Consider the following 20,855-nt stretch of genomic DNA (forward strand, 5'->3'; position numbering starts at 1 on the left):
CTCTTAAATCAGACCACGTGGTTCTTGTGAAACTCGGCGAGCTCGGCGGCGGTCATCCCCAGCAGCTCTCCGAGCACCTTATCGGTCATATTCCCGAGCGGCGGCCCCAGGTGTTCGATACGCCCCGGGGTCTCCGACAGCCTTGGGATGACGCCCGGCACCGTGATCTCGCCCACATCCGGATCATTGACCGTAGCCAGATTGCCACGCGCCTGGTAATGGGGATCGGCGAAGATGTCGGCGATGCTGTTCAGGGCTCCGATGGGGACCTGCGCGGCCAGACACTTCTCCATCAGCTCATCACGGGTCATCGAGGCCGTCCAGTCGCCGACGATGCGGTCGACCTCTTCGTGGGCGGCCAGCCGCTTGTGCTTGAGTCCGAAGGTCCCTTCGGCGGCCAGCTCGGGTCGTTGCATCGCATCCTCGGCCAAGCGGGCGAACATCTTGTCGTTGGTGCAGGCGATCGCCACCCACTTGTCGTCCTTGGTACGGAAGTGGCCGTGGGGACAGGCGATGATGGTGCCCGCGCCTTCCCGCTCGCGGATCTTGCCGTGGAGCCCGTAGGCCGTTGCCATCTCGTCCAGCTGGCGGAACACCGCCTCGTAGGTGCCGATATCGATGTATTGGCCCCGCCCGGTCTGCTCCCGATGGCGCAGGGCCAGCATGATGCCGATCGCCCCATACAGGCTCACCATATAGTCGGCCAGCGGATTGGGGCCGGGGATGGTGGGCGTTTGTCCGGGAAATCCGCACAGATAGGCGAGACCGCCGAAGGCATGGGCCAGGTGCGCGAAACCGCGGTGGTCCTTGAAGGGGCCGGTTTGGCCATAGCCGGTAACCCGCAGCATAACCAGCCCCGGATTGTCCTTGCGCAAGTCGTCCCAGCCGACCCCCCAGCTCTCCATGGTGCCTGGCCGGAAGCTCTCTACCACCACATCGCATTTCGCAACCAGCTTCCGAAACAGCTTGGCCCCGGTGGGTTGGCGCAGATTGATGGTAACGGATTTGCGGTTGCGGGCCTCACTCAGCCAGAACAGGGTCGAGTCCTGGCGTCGCGAGGGCGTACCCAAGGCCCGCATCGGGTCGCCGGCGATCGGGTACTCGACCTTGTAGACCTCGGCCCCGAACTCGCTCAGGATCGAGGCCGCATAGGGCCCCGCAATGAAGTTACCCACGTCGACCACCCGGACACCGTCGAGCGGCAGGTCCTTGGGCTCTTTGGGTGCAACGGCGGGTTGATTCTGTGCCTGACCGGTCGGCTCCTCGACTTTAGCGTCCTTTGCCGCCTGCTGGGTCTCCTTAACGCCCGAATTTTGCGTTTCTTGGCTCATTGCCTACCCCTGTTTCGCTTTTGTAATGATGCAGGCATGCCTGCGGCAACCCGATAGTCCGGCGTCGGGGCGGATGCGATCGATTGGTCGCATAACCCCACCCGGCGCGGTTTCCTACGCCTTGAAGGGGGAGCAAAACCACCGCTCCCAATCGGGAGGTCGTTCCATGCCGGCCTATGGTCCATGAGTGAATCATATTTGGTGCCGCAAGGTAAAGCCTCCGTTCGGATGTGGAATCTCTCAGGCATAGGGCGGGAAATGCCCGTCCCACATCCGGGCACCGACAAAGACCAAGGGCACAGGCCGGTTCGAACGGGGATGGGGGGAGAGCGACTGATGATCTCCGGATGCATATCCGGTGTCCATGCACAAACTCGACTCATTTGTAAAGATGTGGGTCCCTCAAGGATCCTAGTTCTGCAAGAGCCATGGAGTATACTGGTTGAGGTCAGTGATGAAAATTGGTCCGGCGTGGTGGGGCGCGGTTGCAAGGCGCGCTGTCGGGGGGGGTGGCTTCCCTCCCGCTGACCATTTTAATCCTCCCGGAGCTGTTCGGCGCTATGTTGGTGCTGCCCGCGAAGGCGTCGTGTTGCGTTACGCCGCGTTCGACGCCCTGCCCCTCGGCATTTCCCGCGCGGCTAATGCAACCGACACACAACGCCAGGTCCGCGCGGGCCAGCAGCATGGCGGGCGACTCAAGGGTAGCCCGGTCCCCCGAACACGGGGCTTGACAGCCATGAATATGCACATTCATTCCGAGAATATGGTCCAGACGATCGGTGCCTTAGAGCAGTATATTCAACGCCCGATCCCTGATGCAAAGGTCATACGCCACCTTGCGAAGAAGCACCCGATGCGGATCACCCACTATTATCTCGATTTAATCGATTGGGATGATCCGAAAGATCCCATCCGCAAGATAGCCATCCCATCGCTCGGAGAACAGAAACGCTCCGGCACCTTCGATACCAGCGGAGAACACGTCCATACGAAATTTCGGGGGTTCCAGCATAAGTACCGACAAACCGCCTTGATTTTGACGACGAACCGTTGCGCGGTGTATTGCCGGCACTGTTTCAGAAAACGACTGGTCGGACTGGTGGACAATGAGGTCGTCGTCGACTGGGATGAGGTGGTGGCCTACCTCGGGGCGCATCGGGAAGTGACCAATGTCCTGCTCAGTGGTGGCGATCCCCTGATACTTGCCACCGATCACCTTGAAGATATCCTGGGCCGACTGGCGAGGATCCCCCATCTCCGGTACGTCAGGATCGGCTCTCGCATTCCGGTCGTCCTCCCCGACCGCATCCTCGACGATGACCCACTACATGAGGCCTTCAAGGCCTTTGCATCGGGTGGGAAACAACTGTACGTCACCACCCAATTCAACCATCCGCGCGAGCTGACCACAACCAGTATCCGGTCCGTGAAACGTCTGCAAGAGGATGGGGTGATCGTGAACAATCAAACGGTCTTATTAAAGGGGGTCAACGATTGCCCCTCCGTCATGGCGGAATTGCAAGCCGCTCTGGCTCGCGCTGGTGTGATTCCCTATTATGTCTTTCAATGTCGGCCGGTGACCACTGTGATGGATGAATTTCAGGTCCCACTCCATGACGCCTGCCAGCTGATCGACGAGGCTCGGAAACAGCTTGACGGATTAAGCAAGCGGTTCAGATTCGTCATGTCACATCTAACCGGCAAGATCGAGATTTTAGGCTGGAGTGACGGTGGGATCTATGCGAAATATCACCAGACCAACCGTCCGTCTCTCCACAATAAGCTCTTTCATAAAAGACTGGGAAAAGACGTCGGATGGCTGGATTTGGGCGGATAACGACGTTGTCCGCGCTGGCCCGGGATCGGCTAGACTTGAATCCTCTTCGGAACTCCGCCACAGCGCACAGCGAGCACTTTGAACCCCATCCCTGTCAAGCGATTTTTCTATCGACTTTTGCGTCTGGTGCCTATGCCCGTCATCTCCATCCTGGTGGGGATAGCGGTGGGCTTGGTCGTATGGGGGGTGTTGGACCAGATTCAGGGCCGGGCGATTAAGAAGATCGCCGCTAAGGAGCTGGAGGTACAGCTCGATCGACGGGCCCGTGAGAGCCTGATCCGGTTCGATCAATACCTGAAAAACTATGCGATGACCGCCCGGTTGCTGGCGAATCACCGCAGCTTGGCGGAGTACCTCGAACCCTTGTTTTGGTCGTCGCAAGAAGCGTTCGAGCCGGTCGTCTATCGTAAGTCCTCCCCATCCTGGCTGACCGATTTCATCGCGCGTAATGCACTTTCCGCACCCAGCCACATCTTGCTGGTAGACACCCACGGACAAGTCCGGGAGGTCTACCAATCCGGAGACGCGGAGCTGCCGCGGGAGCTGGAGCAGGGCATTGGCGAAAAATTCACGGATACCGGCGAGCTGCGCACGGTCGTCACCCGCCTCGACGAACGGCCCTACCTGCTAGTGAGCGATGCGGTCGAGGACACAGGTGGCTACAGGATGGGTGACCTGATCGTGGTGGTGCCCATCAACGACGAGTTTCTCGCTGCCTCTCAGCGTGGGTTGTCCTCCGGCCGCGCAGCCGTGGCATTGGTGGACGTGGACAAACAACGTATCCTGGCGAGCATCGATCCGAGTTTGCTGGTCCCCGGTACCCGGCTCTCCGAGTGGCGGGACACCTATCTGATCACGACCCAATCGCTTCCCGAGTACGAAGGCACGGATTGGAACCTCTTACTCGCTACCTTCATCTCCCACCAGAGTGTCACCAAGATGTCCAGCCGGGTGCGCAATTTCGAGCAGCAGCAGCGTGTCAGGGCCGCGCTCGTCTACATCCTGGTCTTCACGCTGGTGATCTATCTGGTCTCGGCGCGCCTCAACAAGGTGCTTAAGCGCATGGCCGGGTTTTCACAGCGCGCGCTCGGCATCGAACATCCGGGTTTCAAACGGGGTGCCAACCAGTTGATGCTGCTCGAAGAGTGGATCCAGCACTTCACCCAGCTCGTGCTCAAGGCACGCGAGGAGATGAGTCGCAGGCACGAGAGCGAGATGCGTGCGAGCGAGGCCCTCAAGGCCGCCATCATGGAGGCCTCCCTCGATCCCATCGTTACCCTGAGTCGCAGGGGGAAAGTCATCGAGCTCAATCCCACTGCGGAGCGTACCCTCGCACTTACCCGCGATCAGGCGATCGGCGCCAGCTTCAGCAAGCTCTTCCTGACCCTGGACGGGAGAAGGCGCTTTCTCGGTCTGTTGAGAGACTCGCGGCGCGCCCGGCGAGAGGGCCGGATACCCCAAGCCCGAGGTCAGCTGATGGCCCGCCGCGCGGGTGGCTCCGAGCTTCCGGTGGAACTATCCATCGTACCGATCCAACTGGATGACAAGTTCGTCTACACCGTTTATATGCATGACATCACCAAACGCAGGGAGGCAGAGCGGGAAATCAAGAGCCTAGCCCGGTTCGCCGGTGAAAGCCCGAACCCGATCCTGCGCGTGAGCCCATCCGGGCTCGTGGTCTACGCCAATGCCGCCAGCTCGCCGTTGCTTGCCGCCTGGGGCACACAGAAAGGGGGCCTGCTGCCTGCAAAGCAGATCGAGGAGGTTGGTGAGGCACTGAGAGATGGGCGTTCGCTCGAACACGAGACGGAGCTCGGTGACCAAATCTATTCGTTGCTGTTTGCCCCGATTCAGGAGCTGGGTTATGTAAACATTTATGCCCGGGATATCACGGCGGTGCGTCGCGCCGAGCAGGAATCACGCCGGCATCAGGCGGAGCTGGTCCATGTCTGCCGTTTGAGCACCATGGGAGAGGTGGCCACGGGGATGGCCCACGAGCTCAATCAGCCGCTCTCGGCCATCGTCAATTTCGCCAACGGCTGCAGCCGCCGTCTGCAAGGCAGCCTGGGGCCACGGCAGGAGCTCATGGATGCCATGGGCCAGATCACGACCCAGGCCCAGCGGGCCAGCGAGATCATCCGCCGGCTGCGGGCGCTGGTCGGCAAGCAACCGCCGATCCAATCCGAGGTCGACCTCAACCATCTGGTACGGGAGGTGTGCTCCTTCGTAGAGTTCGATACCGACCAGATGGGCTTTGCGATCGAGCTCGATCCGGAGCCGGACGGGATTGCGGTAGACGTGGATTTGGTACAGATCGAGCAGGTCTTGCTCAACCTGGTGCAAAATGCGCTGGATGCCCTGCAGGAGGTAGCGCCCGCGGCACGGCATCTGACCGTGCGCACCCGCTTGATCGGTGACGAGGCCGAAGTCGTCGTTCAGGATTCCGGTCCGGGCATTGAACCTGAGCGCATGCAATCCTTGTTCGAGCCCTTCTTCACCACCAAAGCGTCGGGTATGGGCATGGGGCTGCCGATCAGCCAGACGATCCTCAAGAACCATGGGGGACACATCTGGGCGGAATCCGTCCCGCGGGGTGGGGCCGTCTTTTTCATCCGGCTACCGGTTGCGCCATCGGCGCGCCAATCCCTCGCAGCTCAGGGCTGACTAAAGGCACTTCGGTTCGGGATTCAGAGCCTGTCTGGCTTACGCGTTCGTAGCGGGAAATCTGACCGGCCTCCTCGATTCCGCAGTAGAACAGTCGTATGCCAGACAGGCTCTCAGAGGAGATGCATGCATGAACAACGGACCCACACCCACAGTCTTCGTGGTGGACGACGATCAGGCGATGCGTAGCTCGCTCAAGTGGCTCATCGAATCCATCGGCATGCAGGTCAAAACCTATGGTTCCGCGGATGAATTTCTGAGCAGCTACTTTCCGGGGCGGGCCGGCTGTCTGCTTCTGGATGTACGCATGCCGGGAATGAGCGGCTTGGAGCTGCAGGCCCATCTCGCGCGGGAGGATTCCCGGCTCCCGGTGATCATTATTACCGGACATGGTGATGTAGCGATGGCCGTCAAGGCCATGAAGTCCGGGGCCGTGGATTTCATTGAGAAACCCTTCCACGACGAAGCTTTGCTCACCAGCATCCGCAACGCCCTGGAATTCGACGAGAAACAACGTGCGCTCCAGTCGCGACGGGCGGAGATCGCCGTCCGCTTGGCGGAGCTGACGCCCCGCGAGCACGAGGTCATGGAGATGGTTACCGAGGGCCGGGCCAACAAGGAGATCGCTACCGTACTGGGGGTGAGCGCCAAGACGGTAGAGGCGCATCGGGCGCGGGTGATGGACAAGATGGGCGCAAGCTCCCTGGCCGAGCTGGTGCGGATGGCTCTGATCGCCGGTGGTGACGAGCAATTGTCTTGAAGCTGCGGCGGATAGGGGTTTTCTCCGTCTCCTAGCCCACATCTCTCGCCGGGGATCGCCATCCTTATAAGTGAATACCCCCAAGTGATAGTCTGAAATAATCGGCAATCCCTACCGTATGACGCTCCTTGTCGGTAAATTTCATTGGCGTGGGATAAACGACCTGCAGGTCCCGTAAAAATGCCGTAGCAATACCGACCGCAACGCTCTGCATCTTGCTTCCCGTGGGGCTTATCACCAATTTGTCGAACGCCGAATGCTTCGCATAGAGTTCCAGTATCAAATGCAAGGTCTCTATGTAATCGAGTGTACTTGTTTGATGGACCTTTCGGTTTGGGATGGCTTCCATAGCTTGGGAATTCAACTGTCGAATGGCACGAGCGCGCCAACGGTACGCTTCATGGGGTGGTATCCCCTCGATTAAGTTGATGTAAGTCGGTTGCAACTCGTCTATACACTGTCTCAGCTGGGCCCGATTGAAAGAAGGAAAAGTGACCAAACGGATAGACTGTCCGGCCATGGCGGGTGAGGTCAACTCGGGCGTAACCGCCAACGCCTGAACACCCCATGAAATAAATGTCGGATCTGCCTCTTCTGCATTGGCATAGTCCGATTCGAATTCACCCCGCGATGGCGGATATTCCTCAGCCTCCGTGTAGATGAGCTTACAGTTCGCATAACCCTGGGGTCGCCGTCCTAAAGCCACCAATAACTGAACAATCAGTAGTCGGCTCATGCCTGAAATATCTACCATCAAGGGGACATCCTGACCAATTTCAGTCAGGATACGCTCGCCGATTCCTGTCGGATCGTGACGGTCATAGACTATCCAGACAGGTTCGATTCCTGCAGATCGGCACTGGTCTTCTAATCGCGCCTTCCGATTTTCATCATAGTGTGGTCGATACTCGATAGCGATTACGCGAAACCCGGTGGACTCATTCTTCAAGGATTCATCCAGATAGGCTCCGGCTCGATCTTCAAAACCGCTGGCGACAATGATAGTTTGCCCGGACTCGATCTCAGGCTTAGCTATGGATTCAAGCCCCGGCCAGGCCAGCTTATCCAGTTTTTCATCCGTGCGTAACAGGGGTTCAATCATTGGATCACCTCAATTAAGGTCACTCAACAAATCTTTAGTATGCCCTTCTTCGTCCGGGTTGTGCATACGTTGCCGATCCTCTGGGCCACGTATACGTTTCTGATCCTCGAACTTCTTTGGATCAGTGAGCAATTGTTCAATCTCCCCAGACTTCAACGGAATGGAATCTCTCCCACTCAAGGTAAGATTGAGTTTCGGAATCAGATAGCGACGCAGATGATACCGAGGTACGATCTGACCCCGTCGGCTCTTTCCACGCGGATCCTCCAAAAAGATCGAATAGCGGAGTAGAGCCTTCAGGATCTTAGCGGCTTCGTCATGGAGTTCAAAAGACTCGTAAGGCTCGATGCGTATCGCCTGATAGGGAGGCTTTCCCGTTTGGTTTTTTGACGTCCTGTATTTGAGATAGGAGCGTGCGACATTGCCGAATGCGGTAACAATATCCGCCAAACGCTGACCAACCTCCGGGAGCATGCGTACCGAGTTGAGGAATTCACCGGCATTCTTCTTCACAACCCGATGTTGCTCTTGATAATCGATCTTGGGTGATTGTTCGCGGGACTTCAACGCATCTACTCCACCGATTTCGGCGACCATGGAACCGACCAATCGAATCATATAGTGAATGTCGCCGCTGCAAAGTGCTGCGAGTGTTGTCCTTCCCGAATAGGTATCATTCGGCACCCGATCCCGAAGTTGGCGCGCCAATTCGTTCTCGTTCCTCTTTTTGTCACCGATTAGTTCATCCAGCGTGGTGACGGAGTAATTCTGAACCTTTCTAAAGCGTCGCTCGAATAGGCTATCTAAAAAGGGTAATTTATCCTCTACGCCTGATCTAATGTAACGAATTCCGAGGTTCAGTAGATCGTATTCCCGCGTCTCCACATAGGATTTTCCGTCGATATCCCGTGGAACAAAGGACACGGGACTCTCCGTGGAAATCTTGAAATAGCAATCACTGTCGCGATGCATCACCAATCGGTTCAAATTTTCCTGCAAGTCCGTCGTGATCTTGGGATCCGAATAGTCATCAATGAAGAAATAGAAGGGATGCCGAAGTAGAAATCCAAACTCTTCTTTCAGAACTTGGCATACTTGTTTCAGGTATTGAGGGCCAAAATAGCGGCCAAAACCCTGTTTTGGGTCATGTTGAACCGGATACTTCCGAGTAGCCCGACTCCGTTCCTTCTGTAATCTAGCTATCAGCGAGTCAAACTGCATCGCATCCGGCGTTTGGGGAGGCTTCAAATCGAACGCCTGCCACAACCTCCGGCAAGCCTGCGATTCAATCCGCCGAAAGTCTTCGGAGAAATGCTTGCGAGCCCAGCCTTGAATAGTTACGAGGGTCTCTCTGACAAGGCTGGCGATGAGGAAGTGCATCGGAATATCGATAGCTTCAGGGATCTCGGATCTGCGAAACCGCGGAAAGGCAAAATACAAATCGTCACAGCGGTAATAAATGCCAATGTAAGATAGGTTATCTGGTTGATCTTTACCCACCTTGAGTTTGTGCTGAAGGCTCAAGGCCCGAAAGACGGTTGTCTTGCCGCAACCCCGTGGTCCGGTGAGTACCAGGTTAGTACGTGCTTCAATCTGGGATAATCCCAGAAACCGGTCAGAGTAAAGTGCGTCCAGCAGCAGATGGAGATTTCCCATCTGCTCGCAGTTCGGATAGTCGAATGGGGTAACCATTCCTGTTTGTTCCCGCTCTTCAACATAACGTTGATAAGCCGTTCTCAAATCCCGTATTTTTGAATAAAGTTTTCTCGGGTTTCGTGCTAATTGGTCGATTAACGGATCGTCTTCAATCAGATGACGAGCTAAGAACTCATCACGCAAAATATCCCAGATGTATTTATCCTGAGCACTGATTTCCGGGCCGTTCCTATCCATGGTGCCCAACAGGAGCCTCAGCATTTCTGCGATACGATGATAATCCGACTGTCCCCCCACGGATGAGGTTACGTGATGGACACCAAAGTCGATGATCTTGAAGGAGTATTCAGGCTCGATGGCAGTCTCGGCGGGATCGGCTACGATCACATTTCCGGCATGCAGGTCCCCATGCTCGATCTTGCGCTGCTGCATTGCATACAGCAACTCGAACATGGTCACCAGGAACTTCTCGATAAAAGGGATTGTGATCTCATTCCTGTTATTTTTTACATAATCCCGGAGATTCCGACCTTTGATGAATGGAAACAGAAATGCAACATACGTCTTTTCATCGTCGGTTACCTCCCAAAGCAGATCGTCCTGGCAGGGCACGGCGGCTGAATGTTCTACCTCGTTGGAAATCCTCTTTGCTGCCTCAAGCCATTCCTGCCTTGCCTCCTTGTTTTCGGGTAGGTTTTCAGGCGGAACGATGCGACAGGCCAATTCGTAACCCGTACTCTCATTCACGGCGCGAAAGACAAGGGCGTCATTCCCCTTGTTAATTAATTCCGTAACTCGGACTCGGGGGTGTCCTGGGACATAATGCCCAAGAAACAGGACCGGGTCAGGTAAGTGCTTACGCATCTTTATCTCTTCTGGTACACTAAGACGTGTTCCTTCTTCACCCCCGAGAGCCGACGCCGGGATCGGCGGACGTCCGGAATCACATCTGCTATGACCTCTTTCAAACCGACCGAGGGCGCCTGTGTGTTCATGATTGTCGCTACCTCGGCAGAAGGGTAGTTGTCTATTCCGCGGGCATCATGTTCACCTACTATAAATAATGCGTAACCACCGGGCCTGAGCCATTTCTCCAGGTTACACGCGACGGCCCTGATAGCTTCTCTGAATTCTTCTCGCCCATTCGATTTCCTATCAAACAATTGAGGCTGTTGTTCACCCAGGAACCAGAGTCTTAAACGATTATCCCGGCCATAATCCAGCGCGTTCATGTACGGCGGGCTGGTAATCAAACAATCAATCTGTTTTGACAATCGGATATCCTGAACGCGCGACTTTTCACAAGTAACCGTCCTACGATGGGTCACCGACGAGGGGGGACGTTTGAAAGCACGTTCGATTTTTGCTTCCAAACGTGGTCGGAGTGCCCGATAAGTATATAATTCGGGATACTTATCGCGCGGATATTTGTTGTTACGCAGGTAGGGTACGAGATGACTGCTGGGATAGGAAAGGAATCCTGGGCGTTGATGGTGCAAAATTCCAAGGAGACACGACAAAATGAAGGGACTGTTTGCCTCTTTCGCTACCTGCGCGAATCGAAATGCCTCCTTCAAGGTACGTGGATGGAAGAAAGTTCTCGCCCACTTGGGAACACGGCGTAAATCGGGCAACGGATTCCGCTCTGCCTCCATCAATAAATCATCCGTAATTGAGAGCGTCCGGTCGAGCCTCGCTGGTGCTCCAAGCTTCCCTTTGGTCAAGGTTACGGCGTAGAGACTGGCGTCGAAGGCAATCACGCGCCTATCGAGTAAAACGGCTTCCAGTGGAATGGTTCCACTTCCTGCAAAAGGATCGATAATGATGTCACCGGGTCTGCTGTAACGCTGGATAAGGTCCCTTGCAATAGAGCTTTTCAGCTTACCGATATAGGGTGAAAGTTGATGGAAGGTGGACTCGGTGTGGGTACAGGCATTTACCCAATGCGGAGGCCGCCGCGTCGCATTGGTCAACAGATCCAAATAATTTTCAGGCGGTTTGATTTTTTCACCTGACATTCGATGTCCAGCGATCTCTAGCATTCATTCTCGGCCTCCCCAGACACCAGACGAAGCACCCGCTCACTACGCCAAACGCGGACGATCCGTATCTGATTCGCTTCCCGCCGATAGACGATACGAAACGGGGGGTGGATCAGCTCCCTCAGTGATTTCTGTCTGAATTCCGGGACAATCCGGCCTATGCCGGGAGGATCGGGGAGCACTTCTATCCGTTCGAAAATCTCCGCGATGAGTCGACTTCCCGTGTCGGGTACGCCTCGTTCGAGATACCAACGCTTGATGTCTGCGAGGTCCGCGAGCGCGGATTCCGCGCAGCGGATGCCGATGGCGGACATCGGCTACTTGAGTCCGAACCGTGCCTTCGCCTCGGCCAGAGAGACCTCCCGACCGGCCTCGAGATCGGCCAGCCCTGCCACAACGGCGCGCATAAAGGCACGTTCCTCCTCGGCCTGCTCGTAGTCGGAGACGGACTGCACTACCGCAACCCCACGTCCCCGGCTCGTCAGGAGTACCGGCCGGTGAGCCTCTGCCGCGTGTTTGACAACCTGGCCCGGATGGACCTTCAGGTCCGTGAGCGACACGATATCTTCGGAAAATTTTATTGCCATGGTCTTAAGTCTTCGGCATTTCGTTCGGTGGTCCGATTTTAGCACCGATGAAGAGCACCTTTATCCGGTGCGACGGTTCCAACCTTAGGGTTATCGGTATCACGGCGAGCTTTGCCGAGGCCGGCGTCGATGGGATCTTGTCCTGAAGAATTCCGCGATCCGCGACCCATTTCATCGCAATCGGTCCAGCCGCAGGCGTTGGCGTTCGTCGAACAGCCGCCGGGAGCCGATCCAGACCGCCGCGACGCTCCCCAGTCCCGTACCGGCACAGATCAGGAACATGATGAGTAGCTGGTACTTGGCCGCCTCCATGGGTGGACTGCCGGCAAGGATCTGACCGGTCATCATCCCCGGTAGGCTGACGATGCCGGCGGAAGCCATGGCGTTGATGATGGGGATGAGGCCGGAGCGCAGGGCGTCGCGGCGGATGTCGGCGATGGCGGTGTCCCAATCCGCGCCGAGCAGCAGTCGGGCCTCGATGCGGCCGCGGCCCTCCCAGGCGTGGCGGGTGAGGTTATCCAGGGCGATCGCGATGCCGCTCATGGTGTTACCGAGTAACATGCCGAGCAGGGGAATCAGGTACTGGGGCTGATACCAGGGCTCGACTCGGATAACGAGCAGCAGGGCGAGCAGGGTGACGCTGAAGGAGGAGAGGAACATGGACAGGGTGCCGATGCCCATCCCCCAAGGACCACGGTAGCGTCGTTGCTGGCGCGCCATCACCTCCCAGCCGGCCACCGTCAGCATGAACAGGGTCAGGGCACCGATCCAGGGCAGGCTGCGCAGCTCGAACAGGACGCTGAGCACCAACCCCAAGAGGACGAGCTGCACCGCGCTGCGGGCGGCGGCGATGAGTATCCGCTGCCCCACCCCTAAGCGCAGGCGCCAGGACATGAGGGCCAGCAGTAGAACCAGACCCGCGGCCAAGGTGAGATCCCAGGGGCTGAGCTCGATCAGATCCATGGCTCCGGCTCCAGCCGTGCGTTGCGGATGACCAGGCCCCGTCCGGCCAGGCGCCGGCGCTGCTCCGGGTCATGGCTGACCCAGAGCACCGCCGCGGCTCGATCCCGCCGATAGTCCCGGACCATGGCCTCTACCCGGTCCCGGTTCAGGGGATCCAGGTTGGCAGTGGCCTCATCCAGCAGCAGGGCCTCGGGTCGGTTGGCGATCAGGCGGGCCAGGGCTAGGCGCTGGCGCTCGCCGGTGGAGAGTCGGGAGACGGACCAGCCCAGCACTTCGGTGCCGAAGTCGAGCCGATTCAAGATACCGATAATCTCGGGGTTGTTTTCTCCGGTCCCGGCACCGGGATTGCGAAAGTGATCGCCGACCCGGTCTCCCCACCAATGGGATTCGGCCGGGAGCAGCCCGACCCGGCGACGCCACTCGGGGGTGGAGATGGCCGCACGGGGGACACCGTCGATCAAGACCTCGCCCGCGTGCGGATCTAGGTCGGCGATGGCGCGCAGAAGCAGGCTCTTCCCCGAGCCGGAAGGACCGGAGAGGAAGATCAGTTCGCCGGCCGCGACCTCCAGATCGACCGGCTCCAGGCCCTTGGGTCGCAGGCCTACAAGGCGCAGAGCGGCCACTATAATCGAGCGCCGTGCCGAAGACGCCACGTTAGTCCCCTTCTTACCCGGGGAGGACCGACGCGAGAGAGGTTCTGCATGACGGTAATCTTGTCCCGACGGCGTAATCGTTCAGCCCCCACCGCGTCATTCCGGCAGGGATTGCCTGCCTGTGCGTCCTGCACGCAGACAGGCCGGAATCCCAAGTACCATGGATTAGGCGCCATGGATGGCAAAAGTAGTCGGGGTCTGAACGGTTACCCGATGGCAGTGATGCATCGCTGTCGCGAGGAGTTAGCCCACAATCTCACGGGGATGGTTGATCGCAGCGCATTTTAGTGGTTGCATAGAAAAGCCTGATAAGGCGCTACACAAGGACTGCCAAACCCGCCACTTCAGTCTGAATTTTACAGCCGGTAAAGTCGAAATTATGGAAAACAACTGAAACAGCAGGGTATGCAACTGGATGAAGTTATCAGTAGTCCGGTTAAACGCTGTATACAAACAGCTGAAAGAATCGTCGAGGGGTTACAATCCGGAATTAGAGCAATAAATGAATCTGAAATAATCGATTACTTGGATGGATATGTGGTGGAAGTCGAATCAATCGAACGGGATATGACCTGTGCCTGAAGAAGTGCTACAAACGCAAACTGAGATGATCCGTGGATTCCTCCGTGAGACGGATGCCATTGCCGTCCTGACCGGTGCCGGGGTGTCGGCGGAGAGCGGTATCCCGACCTTCCGGGATGCGCAGACGGGTCTGTGGGCCAGGTACGATCCTATGGAGCTTGCCACGCCGCAGGCCTTTGCTCGGGATCCGGCCTTGGTGAGCCGATGGTACGATGAACGGCGCCGCAAGAGCGCCGACTGTGAGCCGAACCCTGGCCATCTGGCCCTGACGCGGCTACAGGAGGAGTTCGAGGCGGCGGGGAAGCATTTTACCCTCATTACTCAGAATGTAGACCGGCTCCATCAGCGGGCCGGCTCCCGGGGCTTGCTGGAGCTACACGGGACCTTCTGGGTCTGGCGCTGCACGTCCTGCGGCGAGGAGCGGGAGGAGTGGGAGGTTCCCTTCCCGGAGCATCCGCCCCGTTGCCAGTGCGGGGGCACGCGCCGGCCCAGCGTTGTCTGGTTTGGCGAGACCCTGCCGGAATCGGTCCTCGCCGCGGCCTGGCAGGCGGCAGAACACTGCGGGCTGTTCCTGTCCCTGGGCACCAGCAGCCTGGTCGAGCCGGCGGCAAGCCTGGGCCGGGTCGCGGCCGCCGCAGGAGCCAAAACGGTCGAGATCAACCCCCAGGAGACGCCGCTCTCGCCCTGGGTGGATGTCTCCGTCAGGGGAACGACTGGCAAGCTGCTGCCGACGATTCTGTCTGCCCGGGAGTAGGCAGTAAGGTCAGGTACAAGCCCGACATCTTCCACCAGGCGCTGCCCTGCTTCCGGGTATCGGCCATTGTCCTTTCGCAACCGCAGGGTGGGCTGCGCCCACAAGAATGAATTGGTTCGGCAGAGAGAGGTTAGCCCCTTACAAGCCCGAAGCGCGGTCTCGCCAGCTAAAACCATTGCTAACGTCGACCAGCGTCAGTATGCAGAAAAAACTACGAATCACGCGAATCCACACGAATCAATTTTCGCGTCGATTCGCATGATTCGCGGTTTTTCCACGTGGTTCGAGCATTCACAGTTTTTTTGCGCCCTTTGTGCCTTTGTGGCTCATCTTCTTCGGACAATGCTTACAGGCCTTTCCCTGCCGATATTTCCTGCAACACTTACCGGCCTTCTTACCCATTTCGGTATCACGCCTTTCAGCTGCATGGAAGGCGTTCGCGCCTATTGTGGCTGGGTGGCCAAGGTTTGTGACATCTGCTTCGCGATCCCCGCGAGCTCGTTGTCGATCATGAATAACCCCTCGCCACGTTCGCCCACCAGCTTGACCCGACCGATGATATTGCTCACCGTGGCCTCTTCCTCGATCTGCTCGGTGACGAACCACTGCAGAAAGATGCCCGTGGCGTGGTCCTTCTCCGCGAGGGCGGCTTCCACCAGATCGCTGAAGGATGCAGTCACCGCTTGCTCATGGACGAGGGTCTTCTCGAACATGTCGAGCACGCCCGCGTAGTCGGTCGGCGGCTTATCCACCGCCTCGAGCTCGACCCTGGCCCCCTGGTCATGGAGGTAACGGTAGATCTTCATGGCGTGGGCCATCTCCTCGTCGTACTTGGCCATGAACCAGGCGGCAGTGCCTTTGAGGTTTTCGCTCTCGCTGTGGGCAGACATGCTCATGTAGAAGTAGGCCGAGTAGAACTCCTTGTTGATCTGCCCGTTGAGTCTTTGCGCCATGGCATTCGAGATCATCTAAAGTCTCCGTGTCTGTCGAGGTGTCGTTATCTTAGAAGCTGTCTGATTAAAAGCAATCCTGAATGATTTGGAGCTGGTTGGGGGATCGGACGTGTTGCGCTACGATGCCCACAGGCGCGCTGATCTCCGGTGGCGCCGATGCCGGCATCTTAACGCAACCTACCCCAGGGTCGCCCAACCTGCTGCCTGCCCGCGCGGATCTCACTTTTTGCCGGCGGGAATAGTGCCATCGCAGAGGGTTCGGGGGAAAGCGACATGAGCCACCATCGTCTTACACCACAACGGGGCCGCGGCGCCGTTTCCAACCCGGACAACCGCTACGCGGATCATCGCCGCGAGGCGGTCGACGACGGTTGGTATCAAGAGGCATCGGAACCTTTGCGCACCGAGCTTAGGGTGGATACCAGCCGTACCATCATCAGCCGGAATCGATCTCCGGACGTTCCCTTCGAGCGTTCCATCAACCCTTACCGCGGCTGCGAACACGGCTGCATTTACTGCTACGCGCGGCCGACGCACGCCTGGCTCGGGCTGTCGCCGGGGCTGGATTTCGAGCGCCGGCTCTTCTACAAGCCCGACGCCGCCGAACAGCTGGAGCGGGAGCTGGCAAGGCCCGGCTATCGACCCGCGACCATCGTGCTCGGTGCCGTCACGGACCCGTACCAGCCGATCGAGCGCCGGCTCCTGATTACCCGGCAGGTGCTGGAGGTATTCCACGCCTGCCGCCATCCGGTGGCGGTGACCACTAAGTCCGCCCTGGTGCTGCGAGACCTGGATCTCCTCGGCGCAATGGCCGCGGACCGGTGCGCCGCGGTACAGATCTCCATCGCCACGCTGGATGCCGGTCTCGCCCGGCGCCTCGAGCCGCGCGCGGCAGCACCGCAGCGCAGACTGGAGACGATTCGCACGTTGGCGCAGGCCGGAATATCCACCGGCGTACTGGTCTCTCCCCTGATCCCCGGCCTTACGGACCAGGACCTGGAACGGGTGCTGGAAGCGGCAGCCCAAGCGGGGGCGTCTCGCGCCGACAGTCTGCTGATCCGCCTGCCCTTGGAGCTCAAAGACCTGTTCACGGACTGGTTGCGGGTCCATTTCCCCGAACGTGCCGGGAAGGTGTTGAGCCTGATCCGCCAGTGTCGCGGGGGCAAGCTCAACGACGCCCAATTCGGCACTCGCTTTACCGGCACGGGACCGATTGCCGAGCTGCTGCGGCAGCGCTTCGAGCTGGCCGCCGGACGCCTTGGTCTGTTGCGGCAGGATGCGAGCTGGGAGCTGGACCCCAAACACTTCCGGGCGCCCGGACCGGCGGGTGCCCAAGGCTCCTTGTTCGATCCCGAAAGTGGTTGCCCTCCCCTCACTGCCAGCCGCAAATAGGACAGGATGAACAGGACTTTTTGCTGTGGGTGTCGGGGGTCATAAGGACCCAAAAACCAAAGAGAAATCTTGTCAATCCTGAAAATCCTGTTAATCCTGTACCATTGGTGGTCCGCACGAGAAGCGTGCCCCACCTCCCGATTGGTTCATACCGTCCTGCCGCGATCAGGTCCTCCAGGTTGAGATGTATTCGAGCGAATTTCATCCTCGATGCCCCCAGAACCCGCGGATTGCCGCAATGCCTTGGGCACCGTGGACGAAGGCCACATCCAGATCGCCGGGCCCCAGGCCGCCGAGGGCATAGACGGGCAACCCGGCGCCCTCGACGAGCGCGGCGAAGCGCGTCCAGCCCAAGGGTCGGGCGTCCGGGTGGCTCCGGGTCGCCCGGACCGGCGAGAGCAGGGCATAGTCCAGGCCCAGGTGTGCGGCGTGGGCCAGGTCTTGGGCGGTGTGGCAGGATGCCCCTACCAGGCGCCGGTCGTCCAGAGGCCTGCGCGCGAGAGCGGCCAGGCGCCACCCGGTCAGGTGCAGCCCATGGCAGGGGAGATCACGGACCAGGTAGGGGTCCCGGTTGAGCAGCAAACGAGCGCCATGCCGCACGCAGAGTCGGAATGCGCCCTGGGCCAGGCCGGCATAGTCGTCATCACTCAGATCATGGGCCCGTAGCTGCACCAGGCGGATGCCTCGCGCCAGTGTGCGATCCAGGCGATCCATGAAACGATCGGGATCGCGTGGGTCCTCACCAGTGATCAGATAGCGATCGGGCAGACGTAGTGCCAAGATGATGGGTCTGTCCGCCGCCGGAAATGCGGTGGGATCCATGGCATCGGGATGGACCCAGGCGATTGGCTGGCCCTCTCGGCCGCAGGGATCGCCCGCATAGCCGCTCACACGATGGACGTCGAGCGAGACGCGGCGGTCACCGTAGTTGTGATGGACTCGAATCAGGGGGCGGGACGTCAAGACCCGGATCCCAAGCTCCTCCTTCAGCTCACGGGCCAAGGCCGCTGCCGGTGTCTCGCCGGGCTCTAGCTTGCCTCCAGGAAACTCCCATCGCCCCCCTTGATGGACCCGTTCCGGGCGTTTGGCGATCAGGACTCGCCCCTGGGGATCATGCAAGGCCGCCGCAGCGACGTGTATGCGCTCGTTCAAGCTGTCGCCTCACATCACCGGTACAAGCGGTAGAGCGATGAGGAACGAAGGAAAGCGTCCTTTGCTGTCCGGGTGCATGTGATAGTTAGGTGCTACCCGGAAGGATTTTTCCTGGTAGACCTTTTGCCAATGCGCTCGTCTGTCAAACATGATGGCCATGTTTCCTTCTGAAACCCAAGGTGTCAGTGGTTCACCCCCGGTGTTGGTGCTCGGTAGTACGGAGCTCAGGTCCGATACTCGGCATTGATGCGCACATAGTCGTAGGAGAGGTCGCAGGTAAGCACCTCGGTTGCGGCCTCGCCGCGGCCAAGGGCTACCCTGATCTCGATTTCTTCCTCTTTCATGATTGCCTGTCCCGCGGCTTCGGTGTAATCCGGGTCCCGCCCGCCCCGGCTTACGATGCACAGATCGCCGAGCCAGATGCGCACGGCCGCGATGTCGAGCCGGTCCACATCCGCGCGCCCGACGGCGGCCAGGATGCGTCCCCAGTTGGGGTCGGCAGCGAACAGGGCCGTCTTGACTAGCGGGGAATGGGCGATGGTATCGGCCACGCGGCGTGCCTCGGCAGCATTCCGGGCCGCTTCCACCCGTATCCTTACCAGCTTGGTAGCGCCCTCGCCATCGCGCACGATGGCGGTAGCCAGCTCCCGGCAGACCGCCTCCACCGCGTCACGAAAGGCCGCAAAATCCGGCGATCCCGGATCGTCCAACGGCTCGTTGCCCAGGGTGCCCGCGGCCCCCAGCACGCAGGCATCGTTGGTGGAGGTATCCCCGTCCACGGTGATGGCGTTGAAGGAAGTCTCCACCGCGTCGCGCAGGCAGTCCTGCAACAGGGCCTGATCCACCGCCAGGTCGGTGGCGAGGAAGGCGAGCATGGTAGCCATATCCGGGCGGATCATGCCCGCGCCCTTGGCCATACCCGAGACCACCGCGGTGCGCCCAGCCACGGTAAAGTGACGAGTAGCCAGCTTGGGTACGGTGTCGGTGGTCATGATGGCCTGCGCCGCATCGGGCCAGGCAGTCTCGCACATCCGGTCCAGCGCCGTGGGTAGCGCCGCCTCCAGCTTCGCCAGGGGCATGTTTTCGCCGATGACGCCGGTGGAGAAGGGCAACACCTCTTCGGTGTGGCAGCCGGTCAAAGCGGCGAGCGCGGCGCAGCTGGCTACGGCGTCCGCAAGCCCCTGTTCCCCGGTACCCGCGTTGGCATTACCCGAGTTGATGAGCAGATAACGGGGCGACGCGACCGCCAGGTGGCGCTTCGCCACCAGGACAGGGGCGGCACAGAAGGCATTGCGCGTGAAGACCGCCGCGCAGTGCGTACCTGCGGGCAGCGCCATGAGTGCCAGATCGTCCCGACCTCGATAGCGGATCCCCGCCGCTGCGGTGGACAAGAGCACGCCGGGGACGGGTCGATAGGAGCTTGGGTGGTTGGTCATCCGGGATCCCCACTTAAGTTGAAATAGATCGAAAATCCATGTGCCGCCAGCTGTCCGGGTGAAATATGCAGGTTAAGGACAGCAAAAGAAAGCAAGGGTATACTCGGTCGCGTATTCATTGCATCTGCCCACACCATGAATCTTGCCGCAGAAGACATCCGGTTCATCAAAGAGCACCTCGGGGAGTGGCTCGTCGAGCAGTCGTTAAACGCCCGTAAGATCGATCGCAGCTTGCCAGAAAGACCAGCGTGAGCTGGAGAGTGGATCGCAGGCTATGCTGTTCGAGGTAGCTTCGATGTCGTCATTTCGACGTCGCGCTTTGCGTATCATCATGGCGTGAATTGCTTTGGATCGCTACCACAGACCTTGCCGGTCCTTATTCGAATGGATAAACCCGGCTTCGAGTTGCTGTATGGAGAAGAGCTCACCGACAGATATGCGTTGAGGCCACGATTGACAAGCGTTTCGATGTCGTCGACAGACGCTTCGAGGCGCTGACCAGGCGTATCGACCGCTTCATGATCTGGTCATATGCTATTACCTTGACCGTGGGTGGTCTCGTCGTGACTATACTAAAACTATGACCTTGAGCCGAAAGGCCGAGGAGTAGAGAGATCGCATGTCTACCGCAGCTGCCGATACCACGAACCTTGCCACCGAAGACATCCAGTTCATCAAGGAGCACCTCGGGGAGTGGCTCGCCGAGCAGTCGTTGGGCAAGCCGCCGGCGGTCTATGAGATCGAGCTGCGCGAGCGGATGGTGCGGGTGGAGGAAGAGCTCAAGCACCAGCGTGAGCTGATCAAGACCATCCTGGAGCAGATGGATAAACGCTTCGATGCCGTTGACAAGCGCTTTGAAATCTTGCAGAACGAGATGAACAGGCGCTTCGAGGCACTGACCAGGCGTATCGACCGTTTCATGATCTGGTCATATGCCGTTACCTTGACCGTAGGCGGTCTCGTGGTGACCATCCTGAAGCTATGATCTTGA

General features: G+C 58.9%; 18 protein-coding genes. 7 read left to right on the plus strand and 11 right to left on the minus strand.

Annotated features, from left to right (window positions below):
• Positions 1 to 8 precede the first annotated feature (8 nt).
• Positions 9 to 1,331, minus strand: a complete 1,323-nt coding sequence (locus tag E1958_RS02140; protein ID WP_133510405.1) for a CaiB/BaiF CoA transferase family protein — start codon at positions 1,329 to 1,331, stop codon at positions 9 to 11.
• A 454-nt stretch (positions 1,332 to 1,785) separates the two neighbouring features.
• Here E1958_RS02140 and E1958_RS02145 point away from each other — a divergent pair, with 454 nt between their 5' ends.
• From E1958_RS02145 to E1958_RS02155, 3 genes are all read left to right on the plus strand, one after another.
• A complete protein-coding gene (locus E1958_RS02145; RefSeq protein WP_208108562.1) occupies positions 1,786 to 3,168 on the plus strand; it encodes a KamA family radical SAM protein in 1,383 nt (460 codons plus the stop codon).
• A gap of 78 nt (positions 3,169 to 3,246) precedes the next feature.
• Positions 3,247 to 5,832: a PAS domain-containing sensor histidine kinase gene (locus tag E1958_RS02150; protein WP_341765479.1), complete on the plus strand. Its 2,586-nt coding sequence runs from the start codon at positions 3,247 to 3,249 to the stop codon at positions 5,830 to 5,832.
• A 130-nt stretch (positions 5,833 to 5,962) separates the two neighbouring features.
• Complete coding sequence (locus E1958_RS02155) at positions 5,963 to 6,592, plus strand: response regulator transcription factor (protein ID WP_133510406.1); 630 nt, start codon at positions 5,963 to 5,965, stop codon at positions 6,590 to 6,592.
• Positions 6,593 to 6,656: 64 nt separating this feature from the next.
• On the opposite strand, the gene E1958_RS02160 is transcribed toward E1958_RS02155, so the two are convergent.
• From E1958_RS02160 to E1958_RS02190, 7 genes are all read right to left on the minus strand, one after another.
• Positions 6,657 to 7,694, minus strand: coding sequence for a hypothetical protein (locus tag E1958_RS02160; protein ID WP_133510407.1), 1,038 nt, complete (start codon positions 7,692 to 7,694; stop codon positions 6,657 to 6,659).
• 9 nt (positions 7,695 to 7,703) lie between these two features.
• The gene (locus tag E1958_RS02165) at positions 7,704 to 10,214 is read right to left on the minus strand and encodes an ORC-CDC6 family AAA ATPase (RefSeq protein WP_133510408.1); all 2,511 of its coding nucleotides are present in this window, start codon (positions 10,212 to 10,214) and stop codon (positions 7,704 to 7,706) included.
• A 2-nt stretch (positions 10,215 to 10,216) separates the two neighbouring features.
• Positions 10,217 to 11,392 carry a DNA methyltransferase gene (locus E1958_RS02170; protein ID WP_133510409.1) on the minus strand — a complete coding sequence of 392 codons (1,176 nt, stop codon included), beginning with the start codon at positions 11,390 to 11,392 and terminating at the stop codon, positions 10,217 to 10,219.
• Positions 11,386 to 11,706: a type II toxin-antitoxin system RelE/ParE family toxin gene (locus E1958_RS02175; RefSeq protein ID WP_133510410.1), complete on the minus strand. Its 321-nt coding sequence runs from the start codon at positions 11,704 to 11,706 to the stop codon at positions 11,386 to 11,388. The genes E1958_RS02170 and E1958_RS02175 overlap by 7 nt, the downstream gene beginning before the upstream one ends.
• Before the next feature lie 3 nt (positions 11,707 to 11,709).
• Positions 11,710 to 11,979: a type II toxin-antitoxin system Phd/YefM family antitoxin gene (locus E1958_RS02180; protein WP_133510411.1), complete on the minus strand. Its 270-nt coding sequence runs from the start codon at positions 11,977 to 11,979 to the stop codon at positions 11,710 to 11,712.
• A gap of 171 nt (positions 11,980 to 12,150) precedes the next feature.
• On the minus strand, positions 12,151 to 12,942 hold the full coding sequence (locus E1958_RS02185; RefSeq protein WP_133510412.1) for an ABC transporter permease: 792 nt from the start codon (positions 12,940 to 12,942) through the stop codon (positions 12,151 to 12,153).
• Positions 12,933 to 13,565: an ABC transporter ATP-binding protein gene (locus E1958_RS02190; protein WP_133510413.1), complete on the minus strand. Its 633-nt coding sequence runs from the start codon at positions 13,563 to 13,565 to the stop codon at positions 12,933 to 12,935. The genes E1958_RS02185 and E1958_RS02190 overlap by 10 nt, the downstream gene beginning before the upstream one ends.
• A gap of 420 nt (positions 13,566 to 13,985) precedes the next feature.
• Here E1958_RS02190 and E1958_RS21845 point away from each other — a divergent pair, with 420 nt between their 5' ends.
• Together E1958_RS21845 and E1958_RS02200 are read left to right on the plus strand one after the other, a co-directional pair.
• Positions 13,986 to 14,177 carry a histidine phosphatase family protein gene (locus E1958_RS21845; RefSeq protein ID WP_369334475.1) on the plus strand — a complete coding sequence of 64 codons (192 nt, stop codon included), beginning with the start codon at positions 13,986 to 13,988 and terminating at the stop codon, positions 14,175 to 14,177.
• Entirely contained in the window at positions 14,170 to 14,931 is a 762-nt protein-coding gene (locus tag E1958_RS02200; protein WP_243725219.1) for an SIR2 family NAD-dependent protein deacylase, read from the plus strand. The genes E1958_RS21845 and E1958_RS02200 overlap by 8 nt, the downstream gene beginning before the upstream one ends.
• Before the next feature lie 443 nt (positions 14,932 to 15,374).
• On the opposite strand, the gene E1958_RS02205 is transcribed toward E1958_RS02200, so the two are convergent.
• Positions 15,375 to 15,899 (minus strand): ferritin, encoded by a 525-nt coding sequence (locus E1958_RS02205; RefSeq protein ID WP_133510415.1) that lies wholly within the window; start codon positions 15,897 to 15,899, stop codon positions 15,375 to 15,377.
• A gap of 258 nt (positions 15,900 to 16,157) precedes the next feature.
• Between E1958_RS02205 and E1958_RS02210 the strand changes: the two genes are divergently transcribed.
• On the plus strand, positions 16,158 to 17,276 hold the full coding sequence (locus tag E1958_RS02210) for a PA0069 family radical SAM protein (RefSeq protein ID WP_133510416.1): 1,119 nt from the start codon (positions 16,158 to 16,160) through the stop codon (positions 17,274 to 17,276).
• 201 nt (positions 17,277 to 17,477) lie between these two features.
• On the opposite strand, the gene E1958_RS02215 is transcribed toward E1958_RS02210, so the two are convergent.
• Both E1958_RS02215 and argJ read right to left on the minus strand, forming a co-directional pair.
• On the minus strand, positions 17,478 to 18,428 hold the full coding sequence (locus tag E1958_RS02215; RefSeq protein WP_133510417.1) for a Nudix family hydrolase: 951 nt from the start codon (positions 18,426 to 18,428) through the stop codon (positions 17,478 to 17,480).
• A gap of 224 nt (positions 18,429 to 18,652) precedes the next feature.
• Complete coding sequence (gene argJ / locus E1958_RS02220) at positions 18,653 to 19,864, minus strand: bifunctional glutamate N-acetyltransferase/amino-acid acetyltransferase ArgJ (RefSeq protein ID WP_133510418.1); 1,212 nt, start codon at positions 19,862 to 19,864, stop codon at positions 18,653 to 18,655.
• A 619-nt stretch (positions 19,865 to 20,483) separates the two neighbouring features.
• On the opposite strand from argJ, the gene E1958_RS02225 reads away from it, so the two are divergent.
• Positions 20,484 to 20,849 (plus strand): hypothetical protein, encoded by a 366-nt coding sequence (locus E1958_RS02225; RefSeq protein ID WP_133510419.1) that lies wholly within the window; start codon positions 20,484 to 20,486, stop codon positions 20,847 to 20,849.
• Positions 20,850 to 20,855 lie beyond the last annotated feature (6 nt).

Origin of the sequence: Candidatus Thiosymbion oneisti (assembly GCF_004359955.1) — a bacterium.
Lineage (GTDB): Bacteria > Pseudomonadota > Gammaproteobacteria > Chromatiales > Chromatiaceae > Thiosymbion > Thiosymbion oneisti.